The organism is Paenibacillus silvestris (assembly GCF_009882985.1).
In the GTDB taxonomy this organism is placed as follows: domain Bacteria; phylum Bacillota; class Bacilli; order Paenibacillales; family NBRC-103111; genus Paenibacillus_E; species Paenibacillus_E silvestris.
In genome coordinates, this window is sequence record NZ_WTUZ01000040.1 from 677,991 (window position 1) to 699,544 (window position 21,554).

15 protein-coding genes are annotated in these 21,554 nt (G+C 43.1%); 2 read left to right on the plus strand and 13 right to left on the minus strand.

Features of this window, described 5'->3' with window-relative positions:
• Window positions 1-7: 7 nt before the first annotated feature.
• Genes GQF01_RS35140 through GQF01_RS35150 form a run of 3 tightly spaced genes read right to left on the minus strand, consistent with a single transcriptional unit; the run spans window position 8 to window position 3,953 of the window.
• Complete coding sequence (locus GQF01_RS35140) at window positions 8-1,216, minus strand: type II secretion system F family protein (RefSeq protein ID WP_161411960.1); 1,209 nt, start codon at window positions 1,214-1,216, stop codon at window positions 8-10.
• Complete coding sequence (locus GQF01_RS35145) at window positions 1,216-2,268, minus strand: type IV pilus twitching motility protein PilT (RefSeq protein ID WP_161411961.1); 1,053 nt, start codon at window positions 2,266-2,268, stop codon at window positions 1,216-1,218. The genes GQF01_RS35140 and GQF01_RS35145 overlap by 1 nt, the downstream gene beginning before the upstream one ends.
• Before the next feature lie 20 nt (window positions 2,269-2,288).
• A complete protein-coding gene (locus GQF01_RS35150) occupies window positions 2,289-3,953 on the minus strand; it encodes a GspE/PulE family protein (RefSeq protein WP_161411962.1) in 1,665 nt (554 codons plus the stop codon).
• A gap of 364 nt (window positions 3,954-4,317) precedes the next feature.
• Here GQF01_RS35150 and GQF01_RS35155 point away from each other — a divergent pair, with 364 nt between their 5' ends.
• Window positions 4,318-8,880 (plus strand): DUF5057 domain-containing protein, encoded by a 4,563-nt coding sequence (locus GQF01_RS35155; protein ID WP_161411963.1) that lies wholly within the window; start codon window positions 4,318-4,320, stop codon window positions 8,878-8,880.
• A gap of 42 nt (window positions 8,881-8,922) precedes the next feature.
• Here the strand turns inward: GQF01_RS35155 and GQF01_RS35160 are convergent, their stop codons facing one another.
• From GQF01_RS35160 to metH, 10 genes are all read right to left on the minus strand, one after another.
• Window positions 8,923-10,716 (minus strand): pilus assembly PilX family protein, encoded by a 1,794-nt coding sequence (locus GQF01_RS35160; RefSeq protein ID WP_161411964.1) that lies wholly within the window; start codon window positions 10,714-10,716, stop codon window positions 8,923-8,925.
• A 12-nt stretch (window positions 10,717-10,728) separates the two neighbouring features.
• Entirely contained in the window at window positions 10,729-11,265 is a 537-nt protein-coding gene (locus GQF01_RS35165; protein ID WP_161411965.1) for a prepilin-type N-terminal cleavage/methylation domain-containing protein, read from the minus strand.
• Entirely contained in the window at window positions 11,249-11,824 is a 576-nt protein-coding gene (locus GQF01_RS35170) for a type IV pilus modification PilV family protein (RefSeq protein WP_161411966.1), read from the minus strand. Before GQF01_RS35170 ends, GQF01_RS35165 begins: the two co-directional genes overlap by 17 nt.
• 197 nt (window positions 11,825-12,021) lie before the next feature.
• Window positions 12,022-13,017 carry a metal-dependent hydrolase gene (locus tag GQF01_RS35175; RefSeq protein WP_161411967.1) on the minus strand — a complete coding sequence of 332 codons (996 nt, stop codon included), beginning with the start codon at window positions 13,015-13,017 and terminating at the stop codon, window positions 12,022-12,024.
• 34 nt (window positions 13,018-13,051) lie between these two features.
• Window positions 13,052-13,999 carry a lysophospholipid acyltransferase family protein gene (locus GQF01_RS35180; RefSeq protein WP_161411968.1) on the minus strand — a complete coding sequence of 316 codons (948 nt, stop codon included), beginning with the start codon at window positions 13,997-13,999 and terminating at the stop codon, window positions 13,052-13,054.
• Between the two features lie 16 nt (window positions 14,000-14,015).
• Entirely contained in the window at window positions 14,016-14,786 is a 771-nt protein-coding gene (locus GQF01_RS35185; protein WP_161411969.1) for a GNAT family N-acetyltransferase, read from the minus strand.
• 154 nt (window positions 14,787-14,940) lie between these two features.
• Window positions 14,941-15,630, minus strand: coding sequence for an LrgB family protein (locus GQF01_RS35190; protein WP_161411970.1), 690 nt, complete (start codon window positions 15,628-15,630; stop codon window positions 14,941-14,943).
• On the minus strand, window positions 15,620-15,991 hold the full coding sequence (locus GQF01_RS35195; RefSeq protein WP_328803596.1) for a CidA/LrgA family protein: 372 nt from the start codon (window positions 15,989-15,991) through the stop codon (window positions 15,620-15,622). The genes GQF01_RS35190 and GQF01_RS35195 overlap by 11 nt, the downstream gene beginning before the upstream one ends.
• A gap of 262 nt (window positions 15,992-16,253) precedes the next feature.
• A complete protein-coding gene (gene rnz / locus GQF01_RS35200; protein ID WP_161411971.1) occupies window positions 16,254-17,183 on the minus strand; it encodes a ribonuclease Z in 930 nt (309 codons plus the stop codon).
• Window positions 17,184-17,293: 110 nt separating this feature from the next.
• Window positions 17,294-20,731 carry a methionine synthase gene (metH, locus tag GQF01_RS35205; protein ID WP_161411972.1) on the minus strand — a complete coding sequence of 1,146 codons (3,438 nt, stop codon included), beginning with the start codon at window positions 20,729-20,731 and terminating at the stop codon, window positions 17,294-17,296.
• Window positions 20,732-20,948: 217 nt separating this feature from the next.
• Here metH and GQF01_RS35210 point away from each other — a divergent pair, with 217 nt between their 5' ends.
• Window positions 20,949-21,488 carry a 1,2-dihydroxy-3-keto-5-methylthiopentene dioxygenase gene (locus GQF01_RS35210; protein WP_161411973.1) on the plus strand — a complete coding sequence of 180 codons (540 nt, stop codon included), beginning with the start codon at window positions 20,949-20,951 and terminating at the stop codon, window positions 21,486-21,488.
• Window positions 21,489-21,554 lie beyond the last annotated feature (66 nt).

Below are 21,554 nucleotides of genomic sequence, written 5' to 3' on the forward strand. Positions count from 1 at the left end.
TGCTTAACTAACCTAGTTTATCGTACATACTAAACATTGGTAGCATAATCGCAGCTACAATCGCACCAACTAATCCCGATAATAAAACTAGCAATAGCGGCTCTAGCAGTGACTTCAATCGATCAACCGTATTTTCAACGTCCATCTCATAGAAATCTGCCACTTTCTCAAGCATCTGATCAAGAGCACCTGTTTCTTCCCCAATTGAAATCATCTGTGTGACTAGAGGAGGAAATACCCAAGCCTGTTTAAGCGGTTCTGAGAGTGGATTTCCCTGCCGTAACGATTCCGCCGATTTTTTAATAAAACCACCAATAACCTTGTTACCCACTACTTCTTCTACTATTGCTAGTGACTGTAGTACAGGCACAGCACTTGAATACAATGATGATAATGTTCGAGTCATTAAGGCAATTGAACCCTTTTGCTTTAGCTTACCAAAAATAGGTATTCTGAGCTTTAAGTAGTCAATCCCATAAGCGCCTGCTTCAAATCTTTTTACGACTTGGTAAGCAATAATCACTGCAAGCAATATAACTAACCAAAGAAACCACTGATGTTGAATACTATAGCTTAGCTTCAATACAACTCTAGTAATCAAAGGCAGCTCTGCATGCAGAGACTCGAAAGTAGTTACAAACTGAGGAACAACAGACTTTAGCAGGTAAATGACAGCTACAATAGACAATCCACCAACGGTTGCCGGATAAGTCATCGCCGACTTAATCTTCTCCCGGGTCACATGCTCCTTCTCAAAAAACTTGGCAAGTCGTTCCAACGTGCCTTCCAAGTCACCTGTCTCTTCCCCAGCACGAACCATGTTGACAAACATCGGTGGAAAAATCTTTTTATGCTCCGAGATCGAGCTAGAGAAAGATACACCCTTCGAAATATTCGAAGCAACCTGTACTAGCGCCTTGCGAAGCGGCTTACTTTCGGTTTGTGAAGCCAGGATCGATGTTGCTTCCACGATATTGACCCCAGCCCTAATCAAAGTCGCAAACTGGCGACAATACACAATAAAGTGTATCGTTTTTACCGGATTACCGATGTAGATCTCTGTTTTAAGGGCTTTAAACTGTTCTTCTTTTACAGAGAGAACAATATAGCCTTTCTTACGAAGTTCCTCAACCGCAGTCGATTTATCAGAGGCTGATATTTTACCTTTTAGCTGCTTGCCACTGCTGCCCCTTACTTCATACAGATATTCTGACATTACATCACACCACCCTCAGCAAGATAAGCTCTCGCTGCGATTGGATCAATCAGTCCCTGCTGCATCTGTTCCTTAATAGACATGTCCAGCGTGTGCATACCTAAGCTCCGCCCAGTTTGCATAACACTCTTGATCTGATGGATTTTCTCCGAACGAATGAGATTGCCAACAGCTGGTGTATTGATCATGATTTCCGTAGCGCAAGTTCGTCCTAGGCCACCAGGCTTGGGAAACAATCGCTGTGAGATGACTCCGACCAAAACTGCTGCCAACTGCACACGAATTTGCCCTTGCTGATGTGCCGGGAACGCATCGATGATGCGATCAATCGTTTGCGGTGCATCTGTTGTATGCAAGGTCGCAAAGACCAAATGTCCAGTTTCAGCTGCTGTAACCGCTGCTGAAATTGTTTCAAGATCACGCATCTCACCAACAAGAATAACATCAGGATCTTGACGCAAAGCCGCTCTCAAGCCATTCGAGAAAGACTTTGTATCACTGCCTATTTCACGCTGGTCAATAAGGGATAACGAATGAGCATGAAGAAACTCTATCGGATCTTCCAACGTGACAATATGCTTCTTCTCTGTTCGATTGATGTAATCGATCATGGCAGCAAGTGTTGACGATTTGCCACTTCCCGTTGGCCCGGTCACTAAGACAAGTCCTTGTGGTTTCAACGCTAATGCACTTATCACACTTGGCAGCTGAAGTTGCTCAAGAGATGGAATCTTCGTTGGAATCGTCCGAATGGCTACACTTACGCGTCCTCTTTGACGATAGGCATTGATTCTGTACCGAGAACATCCTTCAAGCTCATACGAAAAGTCTAACTCCCCAGCTTGATTGAATCGATCAATTTGGTCAGCATTCAAAAGAGCTTCTGCCATGGAACGGGTGTCATCAGCTAGCAGCGATTCATTACCTAATTGCTGCAGTGTGCCATGCACACGAAGGATTGGGGGCGAACCTACAGAAAGATGTAAATCTGATGCCTTTGACTCATGTGCCGTTTGTAATAAACTTACGATCCGCTCTAACGAAATTGACATTACCCACACCTCCTTTCTCGTTAATAAGCAACCGTTTCTCGGATAACCTCTTGCAGCGTCGTAATGCCTTGTCGTACTTTCTGAATCCCATCATCCATTAGTTGAATGAGCCCATGCTCCAGTGCAGCGTCCCGCATTTCCTGAACAGATGCTTTGTTACTAATCAACTGGCGCATCGTATCGTTCACGACGAGAATCTCGTGGATGGCTAACCTTCCGCGATATCCAGTACGATTACAGTTGCCGCATCCATTGCCTTTGTGAAGCTTTTCGACATGTATCCCTCTGTTATTCATGAAGATCCGCTCTTGTTCCGTCGGTGTATAAACAACTTTGCACTCATGACAGATTCTACGAACGAGCCTTTGTGCAACAACGCCAATCAGTGACGAAGCAATCAAATATGGCTCTATCCCCATATCCCGAAAACGAGTAATCGTACTCACGGAATCATTGGTATGTAGAGTTGACAGTACAAGATGTCCCGTCAAAGATGCACGGATTGCAATTTCTGCTGTCTCTGAGTCCCTAATCTCACCAACCATGACGATATTCGGGTCCTGCCGCAAAATGGAGCGAAGACCAGCTGCGAAGCTAAGGCCAATAGTTGGATTCACATGTACTTGATTGATACCTTCTAACTGGTACTCTACGGGATCTTCAATCGTAATAATGTTGGCATTCTCTTGATTTAAGTGACTTAGTGCAGAGTAAAGTGTAGTTGTTTTCCCGCTTCCAGTAGGACCTGTAATCAGCAAAATCCCATAAGGCTGCTCAATCATTTCACGAAAAACACCCATGTTACGCTCTCCGAATCCTAACTGCTCAATGGGCTTAACGCCGGTTGATAAGTCTAGAATACGTAAAACTATTTTCTCACCATGAATGGTAGGAAGAGAGGAAACACGGATATCTACATGCTTATAATCCACTTGCATTTTGATTCTACCGTCTTGAGGCAATCTTCGTTCGGCGATGTTCAGTTTAGCCATGATTTTCAGACGCGCAGTAATAAAGCCTTGCATTTGCTTTGGAATCACACGCTCAGTTCTTAAATGTCCATCAACTCGGTAACGAATGACCAAGTTTGTCTCACCTGGATCCACGTGGATATCCGAAACTTTTAACTGAACCGCTTGCTGTATCATTTGATTAACCAACCTTACGATTGGAGAATCTTCGTCCGTAATTTCGGTTTCCTTGATATCTTCGGTCGTCGGCATATCTGTCATCATTTGGCTCATCGAATCCTGAAGTCCATAATGACGGGCAATCGCACGCTGCAGTTCATCCCTGCTCGTAATTGCCGGTTCTATGCGATACCCTGTGCTCATTCTCATTTCTTCAATTGCAAAGTAATCCAGCGGATCCGCCATAGCCACCATGAGCTTTCCGCCCTCTTTGTGAAGGGGAATGGCTTGGTAGCGCCTTGCCATGCTTTCAGGAATGATTTTGGTTATTTCCGGATCAATCTGATATTTGAACAAACTCACATGAGGGATGCCTAGTTGAAACTCCAGCACCTCGATTAATTGCTGCTCTGTAATATACCCTTGCGTGATCAGCAGGTCCCCAAGCTTCTGTTTCGTTTTACTTTGTTCCTTAAGTGCCTCTTGGAGCTGAGTTTCTGAAATAATCCCGCTCTCTACTAGCAAATCACCCAATCTTTTCCTAACAAGAGCCATTTCCTTATCAACTCCATTACTGATTTCGCCCAAGAATATTATAGGACTAATTACCTAATTAAAACAAGATAAAAATCATTATACAATATCGGGAACCATTTTAGAATATATTTATTATCGATTTATGTCGATTCGACAAGTTTTCCTGTTCTAAACTGCCTCTAACGTTACAATTCGCTCCCCTTCTCGGATAATCCTCTTTAAAAAAATCATTAAAATTATGTATTTTTCGTCAACTTCCTTATACTTTCCTAAAATATTTTCGATATTATAGACACAAACTGTATATTTATAGGACCAAAAAGTAGTAAAATAGTCTCATATAAATGATATAACATTTTAGTCTGCGAGAGGAGAGAAAGGTATGTTTTCAGCCATACAAAAAAAGATCAGTATCCTACTGATCGCATCCATGGCAATATCATGGTTCGGGTTCACGGAGCTTCCGAGCCAAACCGTTCTAGCTGCTGCCGGAGACACTGTAACTGTAGCATTGAAATCTGTTAGTAACAGCAAGTACATGACGACAGATACGAGTAGCAGTTCTTCGCTTTATGCTAATAAGACGAACCCATGGGTATCCGATTTGTTTGATTTAGTTGAGCAAGGGGAAGGCATTTATGCTTTGAAATCAAGAGCAAATTCCAAATATGTGACTGTTGGGTCTAATAGAGAGGACACGTTGACAGCCTCATCCCAAACAATTGGCAACAAACAAAAGTTTAAATTAATTACAAACTCAGACTCTACGGTCTCCTTCCAACCAACGGAAAGTTTCAAAACTTACTATCTCAGTTTAGAGGATGATAACAGCGGTGAGATCAATGTGGAGCAAAGCAATTCCACGTCTTCACTTACAAAGTTTCAAATTTCCTATTTCGATCTCACTAAACCATTGAAAATTCTTGAGATCAAAGATCTGGATAAACCTTCCAGCGGAGATGCATCTGCCGTCGTCTCAGATTTGGCCTCAAAATTAAGTGCAAACTCCGATTTCACTTTGGAAACGATGAGTATTAAAAAATTCGTAGCACTCCGCGATGAGTTGGATGGCAAGTATGATGCGATTTATTTTGGTAAAAGTTTATTTAATCCAACCTCAGAGACTGGAAAAAATCATAATACAAGGTATCTTGAGAATGACATTACATCTCTCAAAGCAACGGAAATTACAGATAAATACATAAATAAAGGACTACCAGTTATTGTCTATAGTGACTCTTCAACGAAACGTGGTGCTTTGTATCAAGGATACTTAAACAGCAATGGTAACTGGACTAAGTCTTATGGTAATTTATACAATTTGTTTAATCCATACAATACGACAACACCTAAAAGCAATGTAATTTTTGTAAATGATACTGATATTGGTACTTCGTCTGCATTTATTGCGAAAACAAATTTGCTTGTCAATGCGAATGTTCGCCCTCAGCTAAATTTAACGAGTAAACCTAGTGACTACACGCTGAGCGCTAATCGAGAAACGAAGTATAAACCAGGTGATACACTCACTTATACATTTAATGTATCTAATGTTAGAAATATCAGTCAGCGTAATTTGGTAGCTAATTTGTATTTAGGTGTCGATAGTGTCTTGAAATTCGATGCTTCCAATTTAGTTCAAACTGTCCCAGTAACTTCCCTTACCAACAATACAATAAGTTTCACGCTTCCAAAAGGTTACTCAGGGCTTTATTACTGGCGTTTAGAGCTCGTTGATCAAACCAGCACTGGAAAACTGAAGGACTCCACTTCAGGTGTGTTCCGTTATAAAGACCAATCACCAACGATAAAAGTGCTTCAAGTTATTCCAAATTCACAGTCGACTAGTAAGACCAGCAGCCTGCTTCTAGAGTCAAACTTAAAACAAAATTATTTGCATTCAGACGATTACGATATCAACATCTCAGTCGTTGACTTCAATACTTTTAACTCGACAGAATACAATACATTAAATAGCAAATACGATATGTTGATCTTCGGTTTTAACGATTCTTATAACGGAACTGCAGACATTTCTGCAACAGCAGCTGCAGCTGTTAAATCATTTATCGCTACAGGTCAAGGCGTTATGTTCACCCACGATACCGTCTATCAAGGGAATCAAACATGGATCACTAATTTTCAAGCGGACACAGGTCAAATAGGTCCAATGACGAATATGGGACTCAATGCTACTAACACTTCGACATCAACTGTAAAAATAAATGAAGGTCTGCTAACGGAATTCCCTTTCTTTATAAGCGAAATGACACCATCCGTGGCAACAACGCATGATCAGTATTTTAGACTGGACCTGAATGATCCCAAGGTGATTCCTTGGTACAACATCAATGGCAGTCCTCGTGACGTTGAAGATAGTTGGAATCATTATTATACCTACTCCAAAGGAAATGTAACTTATTCAGGGACAGGTCACAATTTCGTAAATACAACCAAAAACAGTTCCTTCCCAGATTGGGAACAGAGGCTTTTCGTTAACACCATGTACAGAGCTTTCATCGGTTCAAATCATAAGCCTACATTGGATCTCATATCTCCAGCTCCTTTCAACGAATCATTAAAGAATTATATTTCAGCTAATAGTTCAATTTCTGTCACTTTTAAACCCGATGATTTGGATTTAAATGATAAAAAAGTTACCTCTTCCATTACTTTTAATTACAGAGACGCTTCAGGTACTAATCAATCTGTCAAAGTTTTAGGGGATACTCAGACGAATAAAGGTGAGACAATTACCAAAACATTCCCTAATCCTCTAGCTGCAAGCGGCGGCGATTTGACAATCTCAGTCTCAACCAAAGACGCTGCAGGCGCTCTTGAAACAAAACAAGTTGCTGTCAAAGTCATTACCTCTACTGGTTTAACGCCAGATCGCACGATATCAGCTGAAAAAATTGAAGTTAATAGTCCTGTGACTGTGAATTACATCATTAATCCAACAGCAAAGCCATACAGTGCAGCTACTAACCTAAATGATTTAAAAATTACAGGGCTGCATTATAATGAAACTTTCCCAGCGAACTTAGAACTTGTTACAGTTCCTACAGGTTTCACCAAAACGGGAACATTAACAAGCGGCTATACCCTTGATGGAAATATTGACCCTATTCCATACCGCAGGGAAGGCAATCAATTTGTAGCGAATAGCTCAACTTTCACCGTTGTTGTTAAGCCCACGAGAGCAGGAGATTATTCTTTATCAAATGCCAGCCTACAGTACAATGATTTTGCTTCAAGTAACCAAAGTGTTCTCTTCTCTAACAAAGTAATAACCGCATTCACGAAGTTAACGTCCTTGACTTTGGATAACGTCACTATCGCAAAAGGTGATTCCTCCAAACTGATTCCAAAAGTATTACCAGTCGACGCTACCTATCAAAGGAATGAAGACTTCACTTGGACAACGGATGAGGGAACCATTGTTACGGTCAACGCTAGTGGTGAAATTAAAGGTGTCACTGCTGGAACTGCAAAAGTTACAGCTGTCGCAAAGGATGGCAGCGGACTTATCGCAACGTCTGTCGTTTCTGTCATTCAACCCGGCTTGAATATCACAGGACCGAATGTCGTGAATGTCAATCAATCCATTAATCTTCTTTCAGTACTCGTAAAAACACCGGATGAAACCATCAAATCGATTCAATGGTTCTCTCCCAATAACAATGTCGCGAAGTTTACGTCAAGTAATACTGATACCGGAGTTTTACAAGCTGTCGCTCCTGGCCAAGTTACCATAACGCTTACCATCACAACAGACAAGAGAACCTACACGCAAACCTATACCGTGACCGTCAATGCTAATATCACTTCCTTAGAATTGAATGGCGAATCCCAATTGGAAGTCGGAGATACTTCAACTCTGAAAGCCAATTACTTGCCCGGATATGCAACTAGCCCATTGTTTGAGTGGAGTTCGACGAACACTGATGTCATTGAGATTACGAATAAAGGTGTAAACAGTAGCCTGCTTGAAGGCTATGCCACTATTAAAGCTAAAGCAGAAGGCGAAGCCACTGTTAAAGTGAGAGCGCTGGACGGTAGCAATCTTACAGATGAAATACATATTCAAGTTACTCAACCTGCTATTACGATCAATAGTCCGATTACACTTCATGTCGGTGATGTGCCTTCTCAACTCATTGTGAGCACGAATTTCCTTCATGATGATTTCGAACCTGCGGTATGGGAAAGAGACGACACTAGCGAGAACATAGTTAGATTCTCAGGCAATCAACAATTGCAAAGAAACATTGAGGGCAAGGCCGTTGGTACTGTAAAAGGCAAAGTAACGGTGAACTACCACGGTAATGCATACACGAAGGCCTTCACAATTGAAGTTGATAACCCGGTTCATTCAGTGACAATTGTTAAGAAAAATGAACCAGGCGAGTCTAATCCCGATTCCGTTATTTCCATCGATAAAGGGGAGTCTGTTGATTTACGAGCCATCGTTCAGCGACCAGATGCGGTTCACTCCGGCTTTCAGTGGTTCATCCTGCAAGAAACTGGATCAGCCACCCTTAACAGCACAAACACCCAAGATGTTACTCTCACAGGAGGTGTAAAAGGGACTATCAAAGTAAGAGTACTTGTAGGCGGCAAGGATGATACTAGAGATATTAAAATCAATCAAAGTCTTACTCGCATTGATCTTCCTGAAGGACCTATTCGATTGGTACTGAACACGAATAAAAATACGTATGACTTATGGTCTGAAACGACCGTTCTTCCTGCCAAATGGAAAGAAGAATTAAAAGATCGTTTAGAATGGATCTATGACAATAACGTTGTCACCATCAACAACGGTGTCGTTACTGGATCAAAAGCAGGGGACATTACAGTTACATTGCGCTATATCGATGATCATAGTGTAATTGATACTGTTCGAGTCATTGTTCAAAAACAATACGATAACCGTTATTAAAAAAAAGCATTCTTCCGTATCATGATACGGAAGAATGCTTTTTTACTTGACCAAAACTTTTTTGCTTCTAGATAAGTTGATCCCTTTTACTCGAGGTAGCGCAGATTGCTGGTGATTAAAGATGTCCTTGTTATATTCAATAATAAACCTTGAAAATGGATTCCCCAGGTTATCTTGACCAGGAGCAATGAGGAGGGAAGACAAATCGCCCGTTTCTTTTGTGTTTCCTCGCACAGCGTTGATGACTAGGTCATCTTTGGCAAAAAAACCACCCCGTATCCAGAATACGGAGCCAACCCCATACAACTCTGCATTGGAATCCGTGTAGAAGAAAGCATCCAACCTGGTAATATTCTCATTTTTAGCCACATCTCGTTTATACCCCGCACTAGGTAAGTCTTTAAAAGAATTTATCCTAGATATCAAAATTTCACCTTTCGAGAGTAAGACAAGTTCTTTATTAATTTGTCCAACTTCTTCTAGACCTGTAATGCTGGCATCTAAAATATTCGTACTTCCTAACACAAACATCGTTGCATCCATTGTGACATCACCTTTGATGTTGACATCTCCAGTTACAAGGATGTTACCTCGAATTTTGATTGGATCTCGTGCGATGTTATCCGTTGGTGTGTTGTCAATATTCAGATCGCCATCAATAATAAACCAATTACTAGTGAAATAAGTTGATTTAGGTACGATCGGATCGCGTTGCCCCTTAGAATCCTTTGTAAAAACTAGTTGCTTAAAGTCCCAACCATTTCCAATGTTGAAATTGCCATTGTAGAGATAAGAACCTCCCGATAAACCTGCATTATCGTTTATACTTTCAATATCTTTAGTTTTCTTCACTTCATAGTCTGGGTCAGTTAAATCTTCAAACACAGCTGGCTTAAGTTTATCTGTTCTACTTTTCAAATAATTTTTAAAAGCCATCACATCTGTCGAGAAGTAATTATTCTTAATGATTGCTCTTTCTGTTCCATTACCACCTACGGCTTCTGTAACTTTATCTATGAAAGATTCGTCCATATTTAACTGCACGAAATCCTCTTGTGTCTTTAGTTCCACGTTGCCTTTCTGCACACCAAGAACTGTCGGTATTGTTGTAGTCCCCTTGTCGCTGGTTGAATTAATACTTACAAATTGATCTGGAGAGCAATTGGGAGTTAACGTGGCATTGCAAAATATAAAATCGTCAAGCGATTGCACAAAAGCTCTGCCTTCTAGATAAGAATACTTCCCTACATTCGCTGTACTAATGGCTCCATTTTCACTGTTGTAAATGTATTCCGCTTGGTTTTTTATTTGTAACTTTTTACCTGCATAGAGGTCTCCTCCAAGAAAATAGGGAGATCCGTTCAAAATCAGATTCCCTTCAGAACCTGCTGCATAATTTAGGACGTCAGGAAAGGCGTTAATCCCGACAATCTGTTTCAGCTTCCGTTCGGTTCCATCGATGTTTGCCGTGACAGTAATTTCAATCTGATGAACATCATTCTCATCGATAAGTTCCGCTTCCGTTGTAGGTGCACTTGAAAATTCAGTTTTAACAGTGTTCGCTTCGATACCTGGAAACATACTTCTCAGTTCGGCATCTATCGCATCAGGATTGATATCTTCCCTCCCGTCCAATGTTGCTTTAATTCTAGCTACTGCTTCATTCAGAGCTTTTTCTGCGAGATGTAAACTCTGCACATCCTTCTGTTTCGTCTGAGTTCTGGTAGCCCCACCTATACTAGCGCTAAGTACTGTTAAACCTAGAAGCGTAAATATCAAGATCATGAACAGCACGATCAAAAGCGCTGAGCCTCTTTCCTCTTTTAACAGTTTCATCAATCCCACCTCCTAAAACCCAAATCTGCTTTCCATCTTTAATTGATGTTTAATATGTTTCTGATCTTCTTGCTCCAAGACGAGTGTTATCCGTATCAATCCATCACGACAAGCGCTCGCATTGCCACAATCCAATTGAATCGATGATCCATTCAGTAAGGCTGACTTCAAATTGTCGACCTTACCAGTTTCGATAGGAGCACTAGAATCAGCTATATATAGCGAAGAATTAGCTATTTTTATTTGTTTACTCGGAATAACGACATTGTTCGGCTGAGTTGTTCTAGATAATTCGATACCATTTTCATTGACTATATTCGAAACATACTCTGGTCCATATGTGTACAACTGCGTCATAACAGAGGACATCAGAATATCCGCTTCATCTCTCAAAGAATTTTCTACGTTGACTTTGTTGTATGCTGTAAATCCGAACGTAATGACGGAATAAATAGTCCCCATAACTAATGATAAAATAGACAATGCTGCTATCAACTCTACAAGGGAAAGCCCTCTTTCTTCTCTGGCAAAATCAACGAATCTTCTCATTAGTCACATATCCTTCTACGTATGTCTGATTTCTCAAACTTTCAACAGCACCAAGTGTTTTTACACTCACTCTAATTGGAATTAAATATTTACTCATTCTATCTTCTGTAGTCGGTGAAGGATCATCTGCTCGTCCCTTTTCAAGATCAGTTTGATAAGTTATGGTAATATCGTATTCTTTCCCATTTACACTGGGACGCAACACATTGCCAATACCAGAAAAGCCATTTAACAGTTCACTCTTTAAAGGCAGATGACAGGACACCCCGTTATTGGAAATGGTTATACAATTTTCCATTGTCATTATAGGATCTTTCCCATCCGATTCGCCAATTTGACTGAAATACTTCTCTACCTGATTGAAATTCTGCTTCTCCATATAAAACAAGGCATTCCTCGCCAAATTCACCATCACCGTCTTATTCTGATTCCCTTTATTATAGGACATCGCGTTGATGAAAAACGCCATCATCGCCATGGAAGCCACAGACAATATCACCGTCGCAGCCAAAACCTCTATCAGCGTAAATCCCTCTTCACGGGGCTCTCTTCTATTCATCTTATGTGCTCCTAGCATTCATATTTCAACTTACGCAAGACCTATCACATAGGACTATTGTACCATATTTTCGACTCAAACCTTCGATTTCCCTGCATAAAAAATGACAATCAGGGCTCAATTTGTGACTCTTTCACAAAATGTCAAAAAAGCCTCACTCCCTTATAGGAGCAAGGCTTCTTAATCTTTTCTCAACCTTAAACGTATGGCGGGTCCCACGCCTTTTTATCCCATCCAAGTGTGTCGCTGACAACGTTCATGTCCCGATCCAGCTGGACGTTCACTCCAAAAGGCAGCTTTCGTTGATGCCAGAAGCGAACATCGCGCCACTGCACTTCATAGCCGTCCGTTTTCTCGGTCCAGCATACATGGATGCGCTGTGCAAAGTGCAGGAAAGCTCGAACGCCATCCGTTGACAGAGTAGCTTGCACAATCGGATGTGACTGTTCCTGGTTATAGTCGATTCTGCTATATTCCACTTCAATCTCGACAGAACCATTCCGAATTTCACCCAAGTAAAACTGCGTGTCGCTCTCAATGACGAATTGCCAACGAAACCAACTGAGACTGGGAATAAGATGACATATCCCGTTTTCAAGATTCAGTTCCTTTTTCACCAACTTGATAAATCGTTTCCGCTGCTCGCTTCTAATCGCAATGTAAAAGAAAGTCGCTACATAAATCAGCGCGAACATTTCCCCGATATGAAGCCCCCCACTGCCATGCCAGACAAAAATCCAAATGAGTACGCCAGCCGTGTGCAGTATGAACAGGAATGGCTCGTAGAGACAAAGGGTATCAAGATGATGCCATTTGGAAGAAAACGGCCGGAAACACTGAACGCCATATACATTAAATAAGTCCAAAAACACATGAAAAACAACAGCCAACAAAGTCCACACATACAAACTAAAGAAATGATCCCATACCCCAAAGATAGCAGCAAGCGGCAAACTGAGCACAATCGGCCAAACAAATAGTGCTGGCAAGGAATGGGTAATTCCTCGATGAACACGCAAATAGTTCGTATATCCTTTGATTCTTGCAATCGTGTCAAAATCAGGGGCATGCGAACCAATGAGCGTCCCGGCCAGAATTGCGTGGGTCAAATTCGGATCTTGCGATACGACAGGCTCCAAGCAAGCAAGTCCTGCTAAGGTGACGCCGAACAATAAATGGCTTCCTGTGTCCATGTGTCAATCACCCGTCCTTTGTCTTATGTGTGTGTTATCCCACTTCAGATGATGTCGTTTGATCGGCATTTGTGACAGAATTCTCTTCCCAACGTTCATGTACATTGAACCAATAGAACCAAGAGCCCGGCTGCTCACGTATAGCCCGTTCCATGAACCCGTTCAGCACCAGATTCGCCTCAGCACGTGCATCGTGTCCCCGGAACTCAGCTTGAAGATAAAGCGGTGAACCAAAGATGAGCCTATGGTTAAAGCCGCGAGTACGGTGCCCGTAAAACGGTACAATTGGAATTCGCAAATCATGTGCAAGCATGGCCGCACCTTCAGGCGTGCGTGTTAATCTCCCGAAGAACCGAGATAACGGAAACGAGGAGCGCCAGAAATCTCCGAGCAGAAACACGACGCCGCCATTCTGCAAATGCTTCTTCAGTGTCCGATACATCTCCAGAGGAGGGACACTGTCATAATCCAGTCCCTTGCAGCCCAAGGCAGCAAATTTATAATAAAGCGGTCTAAGCTCTGGACTGCCTGCTGATGCAACAGTCAAACAATCATATTTTCGAGTCAAATACCAGTAGTAATAGAAAAAGTTCCCAATGTGCGGCGTATAGACGATGAAACCCTTTCCGTCCGATCGACTTTGGGCCGCTTGAAGATGCTCCTCACCCTGCACATCGAAATTTGGCGTTTGCAATTTCAACAAGCGCGTAGATAAGAACAGAATCTCAACCAGCGTAAACACAACATTTTCCATATAAATCTTAGAAATCGCGCGAATTGCACCTTTTGGCATGCCATCCAGCAAGTCAGCAATATTATGTTCCACGCGTTTTACTAAGCTATTGCGCAAAGCAACATAACCAACAAAAGAGATAAACGTACACACCGCATGCAAAACCCAAAGCGGAATGATTCGCAGCATTCGTTCGATCCGTGCCAGCTTATGTTCATCTGAAGTTAGTTTGGCGATCCAATCATACAATGCAAATCCTCCTTGCCTACGTTGTTAGAAAATGACGTTTATATCGCCTAGTAACCCGCTCTTTTTCTAAAATAATAAAAAAGTCAACGGTCTCAAATAGCTCATCATACGCCGGATCTCCGCCAATTTCAGCCCCGAGCCATTGATAGCCCTTCATGAGTGGAGGGAGCTTACGAAACACATCTTTCTCATTACATTCGACTTCTAATCGAGCAAGTCCGGGTATCCGGTGAGTATCTAACGGTTCAATGCCATACCTATTTGTAATGACCTGTTTTTGAAGCAGCATCGTATAAATGAGGTTTAAATCATCTAAGTTACTCATATGTACGCTAGCGCAGCCAATTAAATGGGAATAATTTCGTTCCGTAATATAGCCGGCAATTCCTTCCCACAGAAGCTGAATCGCTTTACCGCCGCGATACTCCGGTGCAATGCAGCTGCGGCCCAACTCAAGCGTCTGTTCTTTATAAGCAGCATATGCCGCTAAATTAAATTCGGTTTCCGAATAAAAGCCGATACCTTGAAGGGCACGATCTCCTGGCAGCAGACGATATGTACCAACAACCTGATCCGTGTCCAAATCTTTCACAATGAGATGATCGCAGTACGCATCATAAGCGTCTTTTTCAAGACCTTCCTCATTGAGCATTCGCATGTTTTTCTCTTCTTCAACGAAAACCTGATACCTTAGTCTCATGGCCTGCTCAATTTCATCTGCGCTGCTTGCAAGCCTAACAACTAGTTTGGCCTGCTGAGGCGCCGTATTCAGAAGGGGTCCACTCATCTTCTTCACGCCTTTCCACTGGATTCTCACTTCCTCATCGTAGCAGAGGTTTATTAAGGGTTCATTTTCGTATTGTAAAAAATTTGTAATGTTTGGAAATGAAAAAAAACCGCATTCGTCGCTTCGACGAAATACGGTTTTACGGAATGCAACATTATTTGAGCCAGTAATAGATAGGTATGAATAAAATAGATGTCATGATGCCACAGATCGCCATAGACAATCCGGCAAAACCGCCTTGCTGCTCCGAATCTTTGACGACTTTGGCCGTCCCAATGCCATGCGCAGCCGTCCCTAAAGCAATCCCGATTGAGATGTCATCTCTAATCTTCAGCCAGTTCAACAAACGCGTGCCAAACATACTGCCAAACAGGCCCGTCATCGTCGTCAGAACGGCTGTAAGCTCTGGAATCGCCCCTAACCGTGTAGCGATTTCAATCGAGATTGGCGAGCTAACTGACTTAGGCAGCATACTAAGAATAATGGACTGGCTGCCGCCAAGGAGTCCAACTATAGCTGCGCTTGATGCTATGCCGGTGATGGATCCTGCCAATACGCTAAGCATGACACGTTTTAAATTGGAGCGAATCAAGGATCTGTATTTATACAACGGGACACCTAGCGCCACTGTCGCTGGTCCAAGCAGAAGAGTCAGTACATCCGCCCCACGTTTAAAGTCCTCAAAAGGAATTCGAAAACCAACTAAAATAAGAATAATAAGTCCTGTGCATACAAAAAGCGGGTGCATAAACCGCCATCGCTGATACATCACATTCGCGAATGCGTAAATCAGTACACTTAACGTTAGTCCGAATAAGGGGTGCTGCAGCATATTACCCGCCATATTTTTCCCCTTCCTTACCTAGCTTAGATGATATCCATCCAGTTACGATCAGTACGACCGCAGTCGCGCCAACGATTCCACCACAAATGGCAACTAGATTCGCTCCAATGATAGGCAGAAACAAGAGAATACCTACCGTATAGGGGATAAAAAAAAGCATCATATGCCTAGTGAGCAGCGACGCGGCTTCTTCCACCCATTCAAGCTTAACAACCTTAGCGAATAAGGCCGCGGTAAATAGTATGAGCCCGATCACGTTGCCAGGTAGCGGCAGGTGCAGGCCCATTTGGATCACATAGCCTATGAAATTAAAAGCTAGTAAAATGGCAAAACCAAGCATGTTTTCTCCCTTTCCGCTCAAAACCAAGGTCATCCAGAGTCTTTGTAAGCATTTCTTATTTCCCTTAACATAACATAAAATATCGAGGACATAAAGATAGAAAGCAGTATTTCCGCTGCTGCAATCCCCATTTCGTCACCTCAGTCTACACACCTTTTGGATAGTGTATGAGCCAGAAATGCGAAAATGACTCTTTCAAAACATAGGTACACGACCCGCCTCATAAAAAAGAGACCATCCTTCAGCCATTTCTGACCTTCCGAGATAGTCTCTTCCCTGCATGTTATCCTTTGCGCGGCACTTCAAAGCTCCAAAAGTCTCTGGCAATATGACTATTGCTGTGATGATGCTGCGCTTCTTGCAGCAGTTCCAGCACAGCGTCTCCTTGGTAGCGAGAACTGATGTGCGTCATAATCAGCGCATTCGCTCCCGCTTCCTGAGCAATCCTCGCCGCATCCGTTGAAGTCGCGTGATCAAAAGAATAAGCCAACTCTTGCTTATCCATGGCGAAAGTCGCCTCATGAACGAGCACATCGGCGTCTCGTGCCAAAAGCTGTGCCCCGCTGCAGTAACGGGTATCGCCGAGAATAACAACGATGCGTCCAGGAATCGGCGCACCCAAGAAATCGGCGCCGTGCAGCGTGCTCCCATCCTCAAGCTGCACCGTCTGCCCTTGCTTGAGCTTGCCGTAGATCGGCCCGGCTGGTATGCCGAGCGCCGTCAACTTATCCAGCATCAGCTTGCCGGGTTGATCCTTTTCAATAACCCTAAAGCCGAAGCTTTCGATTCGATGCTCCAAACGAGCCGTTTCAACCTTAAATGTTTCATCTTCGAATAGGAGTCCCTCTTCCACGATTTCCACAATCTTCAGCGCATAGGTCAGATGCGCGCCGCTAACTTCCAGAGCCGTATCAACAAATCGTTTAAGCCCTGGCGGGCCAAACAAGGTAAGCGGGGTATCGCCTCCCAAATACGAGCGGCTTGTTAACAGGCCTGGCAATCCGTATAAATGATCCCCATGCAAATGAGTGATGAACAGCATCTCCGTACGCCCGAGCTTCACGGGAGAGTTCATAATCTGCTGTTGAGTGCCTTCTCCACAATCAAACAACCAATAAGTACCCCGTTCATCCAACAAGTTAAGTGCAATCGATGTCACGTTCCGTTGCTTGGAAGGCATGCCTGCCCCAGTTCCCAAAAAATATAGTTCCACGATCTAAAACCCCAATCTCTATGAAAATCACTGTTGGTAACACCGAAAGCGAGGACGCCGCCGAACATCGTGTTCGGGCAAGCTGCCTCGCTTTGTGCCATAACTTTTTCTTAGCCTACATTGAAATAACGCGCTTCTTTGTGGGCAAACACGATTGCTGAAACCGATGCTTCCGGCTCCATCATGAACGACTCTGTCAGCTCAACGCCAATATCTTCAGGTTTCAGAAGATGAAACAACTTGGCTTGATCCTCGAGATTAGGACATGCTGGATAACCGAAGGAGAAACGTTGTCCGACATATTTGGCTCCGAATCTCTCTTGCATCGTCATATCAACACGATCCGCAATCCCCCAAACATCCCTCATAATATGGTGGATACGTTCTGCAAAGCCTTCCGCTACTTCCAAAGCTGTCGCCTGCAGCGCATGAGATTTCAAGTAATCCCCTTTGTCGCGCCACTCCTTGGCCAGCTCATTGATATCATGCCCAGCTGTTACAAGCAGGAAGCCCACATAATCCATCTCACCACTCTCTACGGACTTCAAGTAGTCAGCCAGACACAGATAGGGTTCTTTGTCTTGACGCGGGAACGTGAAGGTTTCAAGAACTTTACTGTGATCTTGCGGGTCGTAGACGATAACATCGTTTCCGCTCGATTGAGCGGGGAAGAAGCGGTACATCCCATGAGCTTTAATGATCCCGTTATTTTGAGCCGCATACAGAATGGAATCGACCGTATCCTTGAGCTGAAGGGCCTTCGAATCCTTATCGCTAAGCAGGGCTTCGACTTTTCCTTTGAGACCGAGATGATGGCCGAGCAGCATTTGCATATTCACATACGGCATGAGATGGCTAATTGGGTAATCTCTCATGATATGACGTTCCGTATCTTGCGGGACTTGCACAGGTAGGTCTTTGGATACAGCAGACGAACTTACACGCGTAAGCTGAGGCTGTTTCTCTTCTTTCTTGCCAGTATCCATGACATCAGATTCCAGACTTTCTCTTAGTTCCTGAATGAGACGTTTACGCTGCTCAGGATCGCTTAGTCGGTTGGCAATATCCAGACCGTCCATGGCATCCTTCGCATAGAGCACTACCCCTTCGTATTCCGGTTGAATACGTGTTTTGGTGAATTTACGCGTTAGCGCGGCGCCACCTACAAGGATCGGCACATCTACACCTGCTGTACGTAGATCCTGCGCGGTAATAACCATTTGCTGTGCGGATTTTACCAATAGACCCGATAGACCGATCGCATCTGCGTTCTCTCTGCGCTGTGCATCAACAATTTGATCTGGCGGTACTTTGATCCCAAGGTTTATAATCTTATAACCATTATTCGACAGGATGATCTCGACAAGATTTTTACCGATATCATGCACGTCCCCTTTTACGGTTGCCAAGATAATTTTACCTTTGACAGCTGTTTCGGATTTCTCCATAAAGGGTTCCAAATAATTAACGGAGGCTTTCATTACCTCAGCACTTTGAAGCACTTCCGCAACAATCAGCTCATTGCCATTGAATAATCGGCCTACTTCTTCCATCCCTTTCATTAACGGACCATTGATTACTTCCAGAGGTGAATAAGTTTGCAACGCAATATCAAGATCTGGAATTAGCCCTTCCTTCGTCCCTTCTACCACATAAGAACCAAGGCGCTCTTCCAAGGAAAGATTGGAGATTTTCTCCTTCTTCTCGACCTTCTTCTCACGGAAATGAGCGACAAATTTCGCCAAAGTCTCATCATTGGTATTGTAAATCAGTTCCTCAGCCAGTTGACGCTCTTCCTCCGAAATAGAGGCATAACGCTCCAACTTCTCTGTGTTCACAATCGCATAATCGAGACCTGCCTTCGTACAATGGTACAAATAAACCGAGTTCAACACTTCGCGCCCAGCATCCGGCAATCCGAATGAAATATTGCTCAAACCGAGAATGGTTTTGGCTCTTGGATATTTCTCTTTGATCAGTTTAATGCCTTCGATTGTTTCCACAGCAGATCCAATATACTGAGGATCCCCCGATCCTACAGGGAACATATTCGGATCAAAAATAATATCCTCGGGATTCATCCCGTATTTCCCTGTCAGCAGCTCATAAGAGCGAGTTGCCACTTCAAGCTTTGCTTCACGCGAGACTGCCTGGCCGCGTTCATCAATAAGAATACAAACAACAGAAGCCCCATATCGATGGATGAGTGGTAAAATCCCGGCAAATTTCACTTCGCCGTCCTCCAAGTTGATGGAGTTAATAATCGCTTTACCTTGCGAGTATTTAAGCCCAAGCTCGATAATGTGATCATATGTAGAGTCAATCATCAAAGGCACTTTCACCTTTTTGACCACCTGCTGCATGAATTCTTCGACCGCATAAGCCTCGTCAATATCCGTATCCTGTAAATTGATATCGATGACGTGTGCACCGTTCTTCACTTGATTACGCGCAATTTCTGAACCTTCTTCAAATTTACCTTCTTTAATCAAACGCTTGAATTTCCGCGATCCCGAAATATTCGTTCGTTCGCCGACCATGATTGGACGGTTTTCAGGTTCGATAAATAACGTTTCAATCCCCGATACAGCGGGTAAATGTGTACCATATTCCGTTCTTGGTTTGTATTCGCTAAGCGTTTCTGCCATGGCACGAATGTGTTCCGGTGTTGTCCCACAACATCCACCAGCAATATTGAGCCAGCCCTGCTCGGCAAAACCGGCCATTTTCTTAGCCAAGGATTCTGGCGATTCATGATAATGACCGTTCTCATCTGGCAATCCGGCGTTCGGATAACAACTGATTGCGGTTTCTGCAATACCCGACAACGTTCGAATGTGATCCCTCATGAATTCAGGACCCGTCGCACAGTTCAACCCCATTGAGATGGGTTTCAAATGTTCAAGTGAAATATAGAACGACTCGATATTTTGCCCAGCCAGCGTCGTCCCCATGGGTTCAATCGTTCCCGAAATCATAATTGGAAGCTCAAAGCCCAACTTTTCGTAAGCTCTGCGAATACCAATGCTTCCAGCTTTCACGTTCAGAGTATCTTGTGATGTTTCCAGAAGAATCGCGTCAACACCAGCTTCACATAAAGCTAAAGCTTGCTCATAGTAGCTTTCCTCCAGCTGGTCGAACGTAACGCCTCCAGTCACGGATAAGGTTTTGGTCGTTGGCCCCATTGCCCCTACGACGTATCGCGGCCATTCCGGTGTTGAATATTTGTTCGCTGCTTCGATCGCTAACTTGGCTGCAGCGAGGTTCAACTCGCGGTGACGGTCTTGCAAATCATATTCTGCAAGTACTACACTTGTTGTTCCGAACGTGTTCGTTTCTATCATATCCGCGCCTGCGGCGAAATAAGCTTCATGAATCTTACGAATCACATCTGGGCGAGTTACGCATAGAATTTCATTACAGCCGTCTAACTCATCGCCTCCGAAATCTTCAGCGGTTAAATTCTCTTGCTGAATCATGGTACCCATGGCGCCATCGAGGATCATGATCTTTTTCTTTAGCTGCTCTTGAATCGGTGGTTTAGACATGAATTGACTCCCTTTCAACTTATCCTTAAGTCATAAATAATTAATAATCGACAAATTATGTTAAGATTTAGTGTAACAGAATACGGCTTCTATGAAAAGATTTTGAATTATCATAAATACCTATAGGTTTTATCGGATAATTTTATGATCTTGCATCGACAGCGAACATCATTTCCACTATAATACAAGTATATTTACTAAGAAAGAGGGATGCTGCATGGCACAAATTAGAATTCGCAATACCAACGAACGAATCGAAGGCGAAGAGCAAGTCAAAGCCTTCTTGGATAGTCAACAAGTTGTATATGAACACTGGGATGCGAACAAACTCCCTGAAGCTCTTCGCGAGAAATTCGTCCTTAATGATGAAGAGAAAGCTGAAATCATTAGCACTTATGAATCCGAAATCCGTGATTTAGCAGCTAGACGCGGCTACGAAATTTGGGATGTGATCTCCCTGTCCGACTCGACACCGAATATCGAAGAACTGCTTACGAAGTTCGAACAAGTTCATACACACACGGAAGATGAAATTCGCGCAATCGTTTCTGGTAAAGGGATCTTCATCATTAAATCCGAAGAAATCGGCTATTTCGATGTTGAACTCGAGCCAGGGGATGTTATTTCGGTTCCTGAGAACACGAACCACTTCTTCACTTTGATGGATAATCGCCAAATCGTTGCTGTTCGCCTTTTCATTGAAAAAGATGGCTGGGTCGCTTACAACGTGGAAGATCCCGCTTTCACCAAAGCTTAATTCCTTATTTAGACAAAAGCCCAACAGCGAAGGACTACTCGTCCTTACAGCTGTTGGGCTTTCTCG